This window comes from Rhodococcus sp. LB1 (assembly GCF_001583455.1).
Lineage (GTDB): Bacteria > Actinomycetota > Actinomycetes > Mycobacteriales > Mycobacteriaceae > Rhodococcus_F > Rhodococcus_F opacus.
The window spans coordinates 1-11,809 of record NZ_LTCZ01000155.1 but is presented as its reverse complement, the minus strand read 5'-3'; the positions used below and the strand labels follow the sequence as shown (position 1 = coordinate 11,809).

Annotated in this window: 8 protein-coding genes and 3 pseudogenes; 4 read left to right on the top strand and 7 right to left on the bottom strand. The window is 63.2% G+C overall.

All coding sequences use genetic code 11. From position 1 onward, the window contains the following. From AZG88_RS50240 to AZG88_RS50235, 6 genes and pseudogenes are all read right to left on the bottom strand, one after another. Positions 1 to 200 (bottom strand): annotated as a pseudogene (locus tag AZG88_RS50240) (NAD(P)(+) transhydrogenase (Re/Si-specific) subunit alpha); the annotation flags it as partial. An 803-nt stretch (positions 201 to 1,003) separates the two neighbouring features. After that, the gene (locus AZG88_RS21635; RefSeq protein ID WP_061698959.1) at positions 1,004 to 1,750 is read right to left on the bottom strand and encodes an NADPH-dependent F420 reductase; all 747 of its coding nucleotides are present in this window, start codon (positions 1,748 to 1,750) and stop codon (positions 1,004 to 1,006) included. Between the two features lie 14 nt (positions 1,751 to 1,764). Then, positions 1,765 to 2,481, bottom strand: coding sequence for an NADPH-dependent F420 reductase (locus tag AZG88_RS21630; RefSeq protein ID WP_061698957.1), 717 nt, complete (start codon positions 2,479 to 2,481; stop codon positions 1,765 to 1,767). Between the two features lie 43 nt (positions 2,482 to 2,524). Continuing rightward, on the bottom strand, positions 2,525 to 3,853 hold the full coding sequence (locus AZG88_RS21625; RefSeq protein ID WP_061698955.1) for an NtaA/DmoA family FMN-dependent monooxygenase: 1,329 nt from the start codon (positions 3,851 to 3,853) through the stop codon (positions 2,525 to 2,527). 80 nt (positions 3,854 to 3,933) lie between these two features. Continuing rightward, positions 3,934 to 4,515 (bottom strand): TetR/AcrR family transcriptional regulator, encoded by a 582-nt coding sequence (locus AZG88_RS21620; RefSeq protein ID WP_061698953.1) that lies wholly within the window; start codon positions 4,513 to 4,515, stop codon positions 3,934 to 3,936. Between the two features lie 555 nt (positions 4,516 to 5,070). Continuing rightward, positions 5,071 to 5,699 (bottom strand): annotated as a pseudogene (locus AZG88_RS50235) (IS5 family transposase); the annotation flags it as partial. A gap of 334 nt (positions 5,700 to 6,033) precedes the next feature. Between AZG88_RS50235 and AZG88_RS21615 the strand changes: the two are divergent. Together AZG88_RS21615 and AZG88_RS21610 are read left to right on the top strand one after the other, a co-directional pair. Next, positions 6,034 to 7,512: a DHA2 family efflux MFS transporter permease subunit gene (locus AZG88_RS21615; RefSeq protein ID WP_061698951.1), complete on the top strand. Its 1,479-nt coding sequence runs from the start codon at positions 6,034 to 6,036 to the stop codon at positions 7,510 to 7,512. A gap of 430 nt (positions 7,513 to 7,942) precedes the next feature. Further along, on the top strand, positions 7,943 to 9,304 hold the full coding sequence (locus tag AZG88_RS21610; RefSeq protein WP_061698948.1) for an MFS transporter: 1,362 nt from the start codon (positions 7,943 to 7,945) through the stop codon (positions 9,302 to 9,304). A 69-nt stretch (positions 9,305 to 9,373) separates the two neighbouring features. Here AZG88_RS21610 and AZG88_RS53895 read toward each other — a convergent pair. Continuing rightward, positions 9,374 to 9,631 (bottom strand): annotated as a pseudogene (locus tag AZG88_RS53895) (enoyl-CoA hydratase/isomerase family protein); the annotation flags it as partial. A 305-nt stretch (positions 9,632 to 9,936) separates the two neighbouring features. On the opposite strand from AZG88_RS53895, the gene AZG88_RS52735 reads away from it, so the two are divergent. Together AZG88_RS52735 and AZG88_RS21600 are read left to right on the top strand one after the other, a co-directional pair. Further along, complete coding sequence (locus tag AZG88_RS52735; RefSeq protein WP_231914124.1) at positions 9,937 to 10,221, top strand: hypothetical protein; 285 nt, start codon at positions 9,937 to 9,939, stop codon at positions 10,219 to 10,221. Then, entirely contained in the window at positions 10,218 to 11,669 is a 1,452-nt protein-coding gene (locus AZG88_RS21600; RefSeq protein WP_197487890.1) for an MFS transporter, read from the top strand. Before AZG88_RS52735 ends, AZG88_RS21600 begins: the two co-directional genes overlap by 4 nt. Positions 11,670 to 11,809: the final 140 nt, after the last annotated feature.

Below are 11,809 nucleotides of genomic sequence, written 5' to 3'. Positions count from 1 at the left end.
TCCGACGGCGGCGCGACCTTCACGACCACGTCCGCCGACCACGGGTCGGCGATCTTCGCCCCCACCTCGGTGTACAACTCGTCCGGGATCAGCGCGCCCAAACCGGCACCCGACTCGACCACCACGTCGATGCCCGTGGCGATCAACGACGCCANNCCGACCGTCGGGCGCGCAGTCGATGCGCTCTGCGATGTACTCAAGTGAAAACCTTTCAAATAGAAATTGACTCACTGTAGGAATGGGCGTTGAAAACGTTGCAGAAGCATCGGATTTCGTGAAGCCACCACCGCACAGGTAGGCCTTCTTGCGGATCGTTGCTGGCGCGCTTTTCGACCGGGTTACGGGCATTTGCTGGGGAGGTTACGCCAAGAACGTCGTTTGTGTCGTTGTGTCTCTGGCGCCCACACTCCAAACCCAAGACGACGCCGCATGGGTCGGCGGCGGCGAGGAGCAGGGGCGTCGAGTAGACGATGACTTGCTGTGTAGTGTCCAGTCTGCGGCGATCAAGTAGCCCTGCGATGATCGGTGATGCTATAGACACCAACCGTTCGACGCCGATCATCCAACCGTTCCCGGTGATGCTTGCGCGAGCCGAGAGATACCGTGCGGTGGGCAGAAGAGCCGAAACGCTTGCTGAGTAAGAAATCCGAAGAACACTTACTGCGGCCTCGTCCCCCGGCAGAAGCTCGACGAGTCGAGTCGAGTCGGCACTACCGCGACCGCCCACGCGGTGGTGGCGCCGACGAGACACCAGTGTCCGTCGAGGACTCCGGCGACCGATGCCGTCCGGTCGCGGTGTTGGATGGTTGCGGTTCGGCTGCTCGGTACCACGCGTTCGCGCCGAGGCGGCTACGTCACCCTTCTGCGCATTAGGTCAGAACCTGGACGCTGTGGGGCGACAAACCCAAGGTCGATCCCGCTGCACTGGATCTGAAACCCGATAGCGCAACGGTTGGTGGCGTTGCTGCCCGTCACGGTGAGGTGACGCACGGCAGTGTGTCGTTCACATGAAGAGTGCCCGGTTGAGGCGGACTGCGTGGTCGGCTGTCGGGTTGAGGGTCGGGCTGTCGTATCTCTCGGCGAACGCAGCTGCTGCGATGTCACGCCGCTTCGGTGATCGCTCGGCGTCGGCGGCGGCTAACGCGGCCGCCATCTCGTCGCGAGTGAGATCCGTGCAGTAGCTGGGTGTGCCCGGTTGTTGCCGCCACGACTGGGCGAGGGTCCCTGCGTCGTACCCGTCGAACCCGGTGTCGTCGACGAGTGCGATGCCGACCCGCCGGTGACGGGGATCGTCGGCTGCCACCGGTACGGCGATGCGCCCGGGGCTCGCGGCGGGGGCGCCTCTCGTGGCGAAGGAATCGGAACCGATCGCGTTCCACGCCTTGACGATCGGCCGGTCGAGTTGCTCCTGCACCCACAAGCTCTCGGCCTGGCCCGACTCGACGGCCTCGATCCGCGTGTCGCGTGCGGGGTAGTAATTCGAGGTGTCGATGACGACCGTATCCGCAGGAGCAGTCGATACAAGAGGCGCGATTCCGGGTATGCGGTGCAACGGGATGGACAAGACGACTACATCGACGTCGGCCGCGATGTCTGCGGCGTCTACTGCGGATGCCCCGGTGGCGAGTACGTCGGCGTCGATGGTGTCCGGGACGCGTGAGTTGGCGACCTTCACCTCGTGCCCGGCCGAGCTCAACTTGCGAGCCAGTGTGGCGCCGATGTATCCGGCGCCGAGAATTCCGATCTTCATAGCTAACCTTCCTGTTAGTACGTGCGGCCGGCCACGTCCACGGGTGTGGCGGAGGCGAGTGCTGCGCGCAGCGTGTCCTTCGAGACCGGCGCGGCGGGGGCGGACGTGTATGTCTTGAGCGGCACAGTCGGATCGGCGAGGTAGATCTGCGTGTACGCGGCCGACTCGGGCTCGAAACGCCATGTCTCCGAGACGGATCCGGCGTCGAGGATGTCGAAGCCGAGGCGGTCGATGAGATCGGCTGCGACAGCGAGCGCGTCGGGATCATCGCTGGCGATGGGCAGAGTGCTGCGGTCCGGTGCGCCGGACAGCCGCGCGAGCTGGGGGATGTGGTGCGCGAGGATGTTGTTGAACGCCTTCACCAATGCGGCGTCGGGCAGATGTGTCTGGTTCAGCTGAGTTTGGTTGTACTGCCCAGAGTCCAATTCGGGTATCCGTCCGTCGCGGGACGGGTAGTAGTTGCCGGTGTCGAGCACCGTCCTCCCGCCCAACAGTCCGTCGGGGAGAGTGCTGTAGGCGGTGGCCGGGATGCTGAGTACCACGACCTCGCCGGCGTGCGCAGCCTCCTCGACGGTGCCCGCCCGGGCGTGGGGTCCCAGTTCGTCGACCAGATCCGTGAGGCTCTCGGGGCCGCGTGAGTTGGCGATCACGACGTCGATGTCGGCTGCCACCGCCAGCCGTGCGACCGCGGCACCGATGTTCCCGCTCCCGATGATTCCCAGTGTGCTCATGAGGTGCTCCGTTCCTTATCGATCTGAGGTGTGGTTCGGTCGGTCATCGTGTCAGGCGCGGGTCGCGACCGTACCGTGGTGCGGCATGGAGGTTGTCGCGCAGCGTCGGGCCCTCGTAGTCGAGGTGGAAGATTCCCCGTTTCTGCAGGATCGGCACGACCCGATCGACGAAGGCGTCGACGCCGTCGTGCAGACCGTCGACAGCGATCGAGAAGCCGTCGCACGCACCGGCGTCGAACCATTCCTGCATGTGATCGGCGACGTCCTCCGGTGTGCCGGCGACGACGGGGTGGTAGTCGATGACGCCGTTCGCGATGACATCTCGCAGCGACCACCCTTCGCGAACGACCTCGAGGGCTCGCTCTGATCGCGGGTCGGCGGGGTTGGCGACGGCGCGGGCGAGCATGTCACCGGGGACGGGTCGATCGATGTCGTCGTAGCTCAGGCGAAGCCCTAGCATCGCTCCGAGGTACTGGATGCGGTGGCGGAGATCGATCGATTCGTCGAGTCGACGACGCCGCGCGAGCGCATCCGCCTTCGAGTCGGCGACGGTCGGCATGAACCCGGCGAACATCTTCACGTCGTCCGCGTCCCGGCCGGCAGCCACCGCCGACGCGCGCAGCGCCTCGCGTAGTGCACGCCCGCTTTCGATGGTGTACGGGTTGGCGTACACACCGTCCGCGTACATCCCGGCCAGTTCGATCCCTTCCTGCCCGCCGCCGGCCTGGAAGATCACTGGCTGCCCCTGCTCCGACGGTGGGATCACCAAGGGGCCGCGCGACGCGACATACCGGCCCCGCACGTTCACCGGGCTCACCTTGTCGGGGTCGGCGAACACACCGCGGTCGACGTCGCCGACGAACGCGTCCCGTTGCCAACTGCCCCCGAGTGACTCGACAATGTGGACCACCTCGTGGGCCCGTTCGTACTTCTGATGCCGCGGAGGCACCGCGGCGCCGAAGTTCGCTGCGGCGTCAGGGCTCGACGGGGTGACCGCGTTCCACCCCACGCGGCCGTGGCTGATCACGTCGAGTGCCTTGTACTGCCGGGCGAGGTTGAACGGTTCGGTGAACGTCGTCGAGCCCGTGGCCACCAACCCGATCCTCGCGGTCTCCCGCGCGATGGCCGTCATCACCACGATCGGATCGAGGACATAACGGAGCGGTTGACGCGCCAGGTCTGCGTCCAGCACGGGGGTGTCGGCGAAGAACAGCAATTGAATCTTGCCGCGTTCGGCGCTCCGCGCGAACCGCACGTAGGCGTCCATGTCCGTGTGGCTGTGCAGGTCCACACCGGGCAGCCGCCATGCACCCGGTTCGCTGCCGTACCCGCCGACCAGCTGCATCGACAGCAGCATCTGCTCGCCGCTCATGCCGCGCACTTATTCGGAGACTGCATCCGTTTCACGGGATCGACTATACGGAGGAGATCTCCGATTGTCGAAGCGGGTGGTCAGCCGGTCGCCCAGCCCGACCGCAGCAGCGTGCGTAGGCCCGTCGCGGAGGATGCGTCGGCCATTGCCGCGCTACTCACCCAGACCGTGGCCAGCACCGCCAGGAAGAGCTCGCGCCCACGGACGTCAGGGCGTGCAGTCCCGTCGCGTTGCGCGGCAGCGAGAAAGTCGTCGGTCGTGGTGATGAAGCCGCGACACGTCAAAGCGAGCGGCGACGTCTTCTCCTGCAACGCCTCTCGCAGGGGATCGGGGAGCCCGTCGAAAGCGGACGCCCACTCGCCGAGCGCGTCCAGCCATTGCTCCAACGCGGCGGCGGAGTCGAAGTGCCGGCCTTCGATGACGTCACGGCGCGCTTGAAGGGTGTCGTCCCGGCTGCGGAGAAGTTCGGCGAGGAGAGCGTCCCGAGAGGGGAAGTGCCGGTACAACGTTCCGGGGCCGACGCCGGCGCGTTTGGCGATCGTGTCCATCGATCGCGTGACCCCCTCCTCCGAGAACACCGCTTCGGCGATCTCCAGAATGTGCGCGCGGTTCCTCAGTGCATCCGCACGCGGTTTACGTCCCGCCCGTGTCGCCTCAGCCATGCCAGCCCCTCTCATCTACTAAATGGAGGATACCTCCAAATACAGTTCGGGCAGCCAAGGACAGACAGCAGTCAGGGAACGGCAACTCAGGTCACCGCAGACATGGTTGCGGAATCCTTTGTGTCGCTCATCCTCGTTAGCGTCACCCCGATTCGGACACGATGGAAGAAACCGTTCGGCCACGATCGCACGTCCGGCGGTGAGGCCTGCGGCGACATCCGTCCCGCAGGCAGTCCGTCGAGAAAAGCGCGCTTCCCAGGCGTCCGACCCGGGCTACGCTGCGCCCATGCCTCATTGCGCCCAACTGGTCGGATGCGATCACAGCGGCGCCGACGGACCCCCAACGACCGATCCACGTTCTCGGGTAGGTCCTGCGCGGCGTCCGAGGTAGCGAGCGATGAGGCTTACAGGAGGCGTCACACTTCCGATCACCGCCACTTCGAGCGTTCCTCCGACTTCCCGAGTCGCGTTATTCATCCCCGAACCGATACCGGCCTTCTCCCGAGGTACCGCGTCGCAGCCCTTCCCACCCAGGCGACCACCGGTGAGCCGTGCGATGGTGCGTTCGATCTTCCACCTGTATCTGCCGAGCCGATCGTTCCCGTCGATCCCGCGTCGGGCGATGCGCGGGACGATGCCCTATGCGCGCAGCCACCGACGGTGGACGTCGTAGCCCTTGTCGGCTCGGAGTTTTCGGGTCTACGGCGGCGCGGACCACGCCTGGACGCAGCAAGGTGCTGTCGTGGGGATTCGCTCCGGAAACGTCGACGACCAGTGGGATTCCGTTCGAATCGGATAGGACGTGGATCTTCGATCCCTTCTTACCCCGATCGACCGGGCTGGGTCCGGCCGATCGAGGCCCCTTTTTCCCGGACGCTTGCCGCGTCCAGGATCTGATCGCTGCCGACCAGTGGAGTTCGCCGGCGCCGCCATGCCGGTCAAGCAGGGCTTGATGCAGTTTTTCGAACACCCCCGCCGCCGCCCATGCGGTGAACCGGCGGTGCGCGGTAGGGACGGACACTCCGAACGAGGGCGGAAGGTGCCGCCACGCGCACCCACTTGTCAGCACAAACACGATCGCGGTAAAGATCGCACGATCGGCGACCGGCGCGCTCCACCCCCTGCGGGCGGGCGGCGAAGCACGGAATCAACGGTTCGACGATCTCCCACAACGCATCCGGCACCAACCGCTCGACTACGGCGCTCGACAACGGTTCCGACAGCCCGCCGGAAGCAGAGAGCCATCTTTCCACCGCACCGAGCCATTGCAACAGCGGCCACGGCGGAATAACGCCGCTCGCGTGCTATCTCATCGCGGCGAGCGTTGAGATCCTCATCGCGCCGCTCCATCCGCCTCAGCCACTGCTACAGCCCGCTCGTTGACAATATGGAGACACACTCCGTATTCTTTTCCGAGTTTACCGGAGAGGTTCTCCGATTGAGCATTGGGCACACCCTCAACGTCGCCCAAGTTCAGTCCGACACCCCAACAAGACGATCAGATTCCGAGGCACCTTTATGACCAGCAGCACTGACCCCAACGTTCCCGGCACGGACGTCGGCACAATCGGATTCGATCCTCCCGACGCGGATGACGCGGGACCGAATGACCGCTGCCTCCTGCCTGGCGAGATTCTAGCCATCGGGGTGTTGGCCTGCTCCGCGTTCATCGTCGTGTTGAACGAGATGGTGATGGGTGTCGCCCTTCCGGATGTAATGGACGACCTTCGAGTCGACGCAAGCACCGGACAATGGCTCACCACGGGTTACGCACTCACCATGGCAGTTATCATTCCCGCAACAGGATTTCTGATGCAACGCATCCAGCTGAGGCCACTGTTCCTCGCGACGATGGGGTTGTTCACTGCCGGAACAGCAATTGCCGCCGCGGCTCCAGGCTTCGAAATACTGCTCGCCGGGCGCATTGTTCAAGCTGCCGGCACCGCCGTCCTGGTGCCCCTACTGATGGCAACCGCGTTCCGACTCGTTGCAGAAGGTCGTCGCGGCCAGATGATGGCCATTATCTCCATCGCCACGGCAGTAGCACCCGCGATCGGACCTGCCATCTCCGGTCTGATCGTCGCCAACTTCACGTGGCGTTGGATCTTCATTCTGGTGCTACCGCTTGCTGTAATCATGCTGATCATCGGCGCCCTCAAAATGCCCAACGTGTCAAAACTCCGCCCGGTCACCCTCTGTATCAGGTCAATTATTCTGTCCACCATCGGATTTGGAGGAATTATCTACGCGCTCGCCAGCATCGGCGAGTCGTCCGGCAGCCATCTTCCGATCACATTCTGGTTCGCCCTAGCTGCAGGCGTTGCCGGAATCTTACTGTTCGTCCTACAGCAGATTCGCCTACAGCATCGAGACGCAGCGCTGTTGGACATGCGGATCTTCGCCCACCGCGGTTTCTGCCGTGCATCCATCGCCATGGTCTTCATGGTCATGACCGCCTTCGGCATCGCGATTCTGCTGCCCTTCGTATACCAGACCGTTTTCGGGCTGGGGGTTCTCGAGACGGGTCTGCTGATGGTCCCTGGCGGCGCCACCATCTCCATCGTGTCGGCAATCGTCGGTCGCTACTACGACAGAACCGGCGCACGCCGGCTGACAATCCCAGGTGCTGGCATCGCAGCCGCTGCCCTGTGGTTCATGAGCACCATCACCCTCGACACGCCGATATGGGTGATTCTGTTGGCACACTTGCTGTTCTGCTCCGCCACCGCTTTCATGTGGACTCCATTGTTCACGCTCGCTCTATCTGCGTTGCCACACCAGCTTTACCCGCACGGCAGTGCCGCACTCAATACGATTCAGCAATTGGGCGGAGCCGCCGGGGTCGCGGTACTGATCTCTGCCATCAGCATCTTTTCGGCGGACGTCACCCCGATCGACGGTGCCCAAGGAGCTTTCACTGTTGCCGCGTCAATCGGGTCCTGCGGCTTGCTCGCAGCAGCATTCCTCCCCGGTCGACAGAAGAGGAGTCCAGCCTGACACTACCGTGGGACTTGGCCTGGATGTTCAACTCTGTAAGCGCGTAGATACGCAACGGTACGAGTGAGCGATCGCCGCGCAAAGGAAGGCAAGGCCAAAGCTTGGAATTGAGGGAGGACTGCGACAGGGCTCAGCTCCCGGGGTGGTCGCACCACTCGTAGCACCCGCAGGCGCAGCGGAGTTGAAGGTCCGAGAGAACCACTCGCGCCGCACGCTTGCAGATCTCCACGATCAGACATCGTGGGGCGGGTCGGCTATGACCTGGTTGCCCGACTGAGTGACGAATCCGGTGTCCAGCTCGACGTGAACCGGATTGGATTTCTATCTGGACAATAGCCGTCAGTAATGTGACCATGGTCATATCACCCGGCATGAGTGCGCCGGTGAGGCCGTGAGTAGCTCACGCCCGTACCGTGAAAGGTTGGACTTGATGGTCGAGCAGATCAATAACGAGCCTGGTGTGCCTCTGGTGGAGGTGTCGGAGTCTCCGCGCGATGACGGCGGCGGGAAGGAGGTCGATCCTTCCATGCTCCGTCGCGCCGTGATCGCGAGCTGCGCGGGTTCCTTCGTTGAGTACTACGACTTCGCCGTCTATGCCGCCCTGACGCCCGCCATCGCGAGCACCTTCTTCTCGGAGACAGACCGCGTGACCGGACTGCTGAGCACACTCGGCATCTTCGCCCTCGCGTTCGTCGCTCGGCCGCTCGGCGGTGTCGTCTGGGGTCGCTTCGGCGACAAGATCGGGCGGCAGACGACCCTGGTCGCGGTCATCCTGTTGATGTCGCTCAGCACGGCCGCCATCGGCTTGCTCCCGAGCTACCAAATGATCGGCGTACTGGCACCGCTGCTGCTAGTGGTCCTGCGCATTTTGCAGGGTCTCTCGGCGGGAGGCGAGCTACCGGGCGCGACGATTTTCGTCGCCGAGTCTTCTCCGAACCACAGACGGGGCTACTTCGTAAGTTGGATCGGGGTGTCGATCACGTGCGCGACTCTGGCAGGCCTTCTCACCGCTGCACTGCTCGCGGAGGTGCTCTCTACCGAATCACTGAATAGTTGGGGATGGCGCATTCCGTTCCTGCTTGCCCTGCCGTTAGGTCTCGTCGGGCTCTACATTCGAGTCAAGCTCGACGAGTCCCCGGCCTTCAAACTCGCACGCCAAGCCGAGGCGACGTTCGACAGCCCGCTCCCCGAGGTGCTGGGAAAGATCTCGATGTACCGTCGGATGACAGTGACCGGGCTGCTGGGCGCCGGCGCATTCCTCGGCTACTACATCATGATGATCTACATGCCGACTCTGCTGACGAGCGAACTCGGCTTCGACTCCGGAGACGGCCTCCTCGCGATCTGCGCTGGCGGCGCCGCCATCGCCATCCTGGGACCGGTCATGGGCGCCCTTTCCGACAGATTCGGTCGGCGGCCTGTCCTCGTCTCCGCGGCGGTTGGCCTGATCGTCTTGACCTACCCCTGCTTCCTGCTTCTCGACACCGGTAGCTTCTTGGCGGCCGTGGGGGCGCTGATAATCATTGCGATCCCGGTCGCGGCGGGACAGGCCGTCTACGTGACGGCCGCGCTGGAACGCTTCCCGACCACGATCAGGTACACCGCGTTCGGGATCAGCTACAACGTTTTCGGGCTGATCGGTGGCACCGCGGCATATGTCTCGACATACCTCGTCGCGGAAACCGGGACCATCTACGCGCCTGCGTTCTACCTGATCGTTGTGGCAGTGATAGTGCTGGTGACAACGCTTCGAGTGCGGGAAACCGCGAGCCGCCCGCTCGAATCGGCGTAGCAGAGGGTGGGTCAGTACTTCGGTGGCGACCCGCCCGCAGCCCACAAGAGACCGACGGGTGAGGAGCCCCAACTCGTCCACCTCCGCCGCGGTGTGAAGGTCGCCGGTCATCATCAGCAATTTCGCCTTCTGCATTCCGATGAGGCGGGGCAGCAGCCACGATCCGCCCACATCGACGGACAACCCCCGTTTCGGGAAAACCTGCGTACACGTGTCATTGCTGGAACTGACGACGAAGTCGCAGCACAACGCGAGGTTCCACCCGCCCCCGCTCGCCGGGCCCGGCACCTTGGCGATCGTCGGCTTCAGAAATTCTTGGAGTGTCACCGCTGCCTCGGAAATTTCAGCATCGTGGCCGAGGATGCCCGGTTATGGCCGCCGCAACCTCAATACTGACCTCCAACGTCCAGATAATTCCGATGCGGTCGGCCAGAGGCCTCACTTGTCGGTAGGCACCTTACTGAACGAGCACGGGTAGGAACATGCACTTGTCCCTGGTGGGAAATGTAGCTCTGGTGACCTGCACGCCGACCGCGCAGACGCCGTAGCCGGCAACCTCGCCGAGCAAGGTCTGCGCGCCAGAAGTTTCGTCTGTGACAGTCCAGAGCTCGCTCGGTCCATCAACTTCCTCGGTGGGCCCGATCGACATCCTGGTGAACATCGTGGGATGGGCCGGCGACGATCCGTTCGTCTCGCTCGACTACACGCAGATTCGCAATCTCGTCGACGTCAACGAAGGACGTTGCTCAGAAAGCGTCAGTGATCAAATCGCTGGCGCACGAGCAGATCAGAAAAAAGCTACTCCGCGAGTGGTTTATGGCATCATCCGGGCGCGGACCCCGACGGTGCCATGCGCCACCCCCGGTCAAGAACGACCCCAGCGGCTGCTGGGTCCAAACAAGGGTGGTCAAAGATGACACAATCTACATTGGTCGAGGCACGTACCGGCCGAAACGCATCGATAGTTGCTCTACTTATGCTCAGCGGCATAGCCCTCGACATACAGTACGGCATCCTCGCTCCGCTGGTCGGGGCGATTGCCACAGAATCAGCCCTGTCGGGGTCCGAGATCGGATGGGTCCTGAACGCGCTGATGGTCGGCAGTGTCATCTCCGTCGGCCTCACAACGCGCATGGGCGACATTTACGGGCATCGCAAGGTCCTGATGGCACTCATCGTCCTAGCGATGGTCGGATGCGCCCTGGGTGCGATCGGCCATGGCTTCTGGCCTCTGGTTGTCGGTCGATTCCTCATGGGACTCGCTGTCGCAATTCCACTGAGCTGGGGCCTCCTGCGTCCCCGCGCCACCGCACGTCAGATCCGACTTGTCTCCTTAGGGCTATCGACTGTGATGGCGATCTTCACGCCGCTCGCACTCATTGCCGGCGGCATTATCGTTGAATTGGGATTGCCGTGGGAAAGCGTCTTCTGGGTGAGCTTCGCTCTGTTCGCAGCAATGCTGATCCTCGCCTACGTCTCATCTGAGACGCCTGCAGCCGCCCGTGCAGTTGTTCGCCTGGACTGGTTCGGTGCACTGGGGCTCGGCCTTTGGGTCACGGCCATGCTGATCGGAATCAGCGAACTCCCCAGCCGGGGCTGGAGCTCACCCATCGTGCTCTCCTCGTTCTTCGTGAGCGCAGTGACGTTGACTGCGTGGATTAGTCAGCAGCGGCGCACTAAGGAGCCCCTCGTCTCGTTCCGCAACATGGACCTACGCCAGACCCTCATCGGATATTCCGGGATCCTCTTGATAAGTCTCGTCGGTCAGGGCCTGTTTATCGTGCAGCCAGCACTGCTACAGACGCCAACATCCTCCGGGTTCGGCCACGGCCTGTCTGCCCTCGAATCTACATACGTACTGCTCGCGCTGATTCCCGGCGCCACACTGGGATACCTTTGGACACGATGGGGACTCAAGCATTTGGGTCCGAAGATCGTCTTGGTCGTTTCTGGAACCGCTTCGATCTTCGTCTTCCTCGGGTTCGCTTTCGCGAATGACCAGGGCTGGATGCCCTGGGTATGGACGTTCCTCTATGCCCTTACGACCCTGAGCTGCCTGACCACCGGATACACACTCGTTGCGGCGGCCGGCCGTCAGGACAACATGGGGGTGACGATCGGCATGCAAAACATCGTCCAGTTTGTCGGGGCGATGATAGCCGTCGCAGTTGTGTTGAACGTGCTAGCGCCCGGTGCCGATGGACACATTCCAGAGGCAACCTTCATTGGCATCTATGTCGCTTCCGCTGTGATTGTCGCCCTGTTCGTCATCGTGTGGGCTGTCCTTGCACCGAAGCACATCACTGATCGACACGCAATCGATACAGAGAGCGATCCGACGAAGGTCCACGTTGCTGCCCACTAGCCTCGGGCTTTCACGCCGGTAGATAGGCGAGGCGTGCCAGACGGAAGAATGGTGCTCTGAGCTGCGAAGATTGATCTTGCGAAGGAAACAATCCAGCCAGCAGGAGCAGCACCAAATGAGTGGTGAGCAGGTCTACGTCG

Coding starts and splice junctions, on each gene's coding strand:
- AZG88_RS21630 (WP_061698957.1), bottom strand. CDS start 2,481: ATGAGCACACTGGGAATCATCGGGAGCGGGAACATCGGTGCCGCGGTC.
- AZG88_RS21635 (WP_061698959.1), bottom strand. CDS start 1,750: ATGAAGATCGGAATTCTCGGCGCCGGATACATCGGCGCCACACTGGCT.
- AZG88_RS21615 (WP_061698951.1), top strand. CDS start 6,034: ATGACCAGCAGCACTGACCCCAACGTTCCCGGCACGGACGTCGGCACA.
- AZG88_RS21625 (WP_061698955.1), bottom strand. CDS start 3,853: ATGAGCGGCGAGCAGATGCTGCTGTCGATGCAGCTGGTCGGCGGGTAC.
- AZG88_RS21600 (WP_197487890.1), top strand. CDS start 10,218: ATGACACAATCTACATTGGTCGAGGCACGTACCGGCCGAAACGCATCG.
- AZG88_RS21610 (WP_061698948.1), top strand. CDS start 7,943: ATGGTCGAGCAGATCAATAACGAGCCTGGTGTGCCTCTGGTGGAGGTG.
- AZG88_RS21620 (WP_061698953.1), bottom strand. CDS start 4,515: ATGGCTGAGGCGACACGGGCGGGACGTAAACCGCGTGCGGATGCACTG.